1 protein-coding gene and 1 pseudogene are annotated in these 996 nt (G+C 68.6%); one reads left to right on the forward strand and one right to left on the reverse strand.

Features of this window, described 5'->3' with window-relative positions; genetic code table 11:
* Positions 1-450: pseudogene (locus JHN45_RS53900) on the reverse strand (ATP-binding protein); the annotation flags it as partial.
* A 141-nt stretch (positions 451-591) separates the two neighbouring features.
* Here JHN45_RS53900 and JHN45_RS52585 point away from each other — a divergent pair.
* On the forward strand, positions 592-996 hold a 405-nt coding region (locus tag JHN45_RS52585; RefSeq protein ID WP_201056609.1), incomplete at its 3' end, for a helix-turn-helix transcriptional regulator.

Here is a 996-nt window from a genome sequence, read left to right on the forward strand (position 1 = left end):
CGCGTTGGTGACGAGTTCGGAGGTCACGACGACAGCGTTGTCCCGGACGGCTTCGCGGACGCCCCACGCGATGAGCAGTTCGTCCACGGTTCTTCGGGCGGGACCGACCGACGCCGGGGTCGCCGGCAGGCCGAACAGATGGCTGTGGCGGGGGTGTTGGTTCCCGGAGGCGAGCCGGCCGGGGCCTTGGGGCCCAGGGAGTCGGCCAGGACGCCCGCCTCCGGGAGGTCGGTCCAGCGGCTGGGGAAAAGAGGGCGGAGCCATCGCCGTACGCCTTTCGTGTGCCTTCGCACCCTGGGCGGTGCCGGTGTCGAGCCGACCGGCCGCGCACGAGGCGCGGTTGGCGACCCGGCCGGGCCAACGCAGGTCGCAGCCCTTTTCCCCCAACTGGGCTGCGCCGTCTCGCTCTTCGACGAGCTGTGACGACGTGCTTACTGTGACACCTGCCAACAACGCATCGCAACCAGCAAGTTGAAAATTGCATCTCGCGAAGTGCATGCTGCTTCCGCCAGGAAGTGATCGAAAGAGTCTGTGAAGAGCGAAACCCTGCCAGACTGCCGCCCGGAGCTGGAGGCGCAAGGGAGGTAGACCGTGACCGCGGAGACCGACTGGGGCGGTGTCCCCTCCGTCCTGCGCATGATCCTCGGCCGCCAGCTGGAGGAACTGCGGACCCGCGCGGGGCTCACGTACGAGGAGGCGGGCGCGGCCATCGGGGTCAGCCACTCCACGATCCGCCGGATGGAAGCCGCCAAGGTGGCCCGGCTGCGCCTGGCGGACGCCGAAAAGCTGCTGCAGGTCTACGGCGTGACGGACCGTCAGGAGATCGACACCTTCCTGAAGTCGGTCCGCGAGGCCAGCAAGCGCGGCTGGTGGCACACGTACCGCGACGTCATGCCGGACTGGTTCGCCGCGTATCTGAGCCTGGAACAGGCGGCGTTGCAGGTCCGCGCCTACGAGAACGAGTTCGTGCACGGGCTGCTGCAGACCGAGGAGTAC

Origin of the sequence: Streptomyces sp. MBT53, from assembly GCF_016654115.1 — a bacterium.
Lineage (GTDB): Bacteria > Actinomycetota > Actinomycetes > Streptomycetales > Streptomycetaceae > Streptomyces.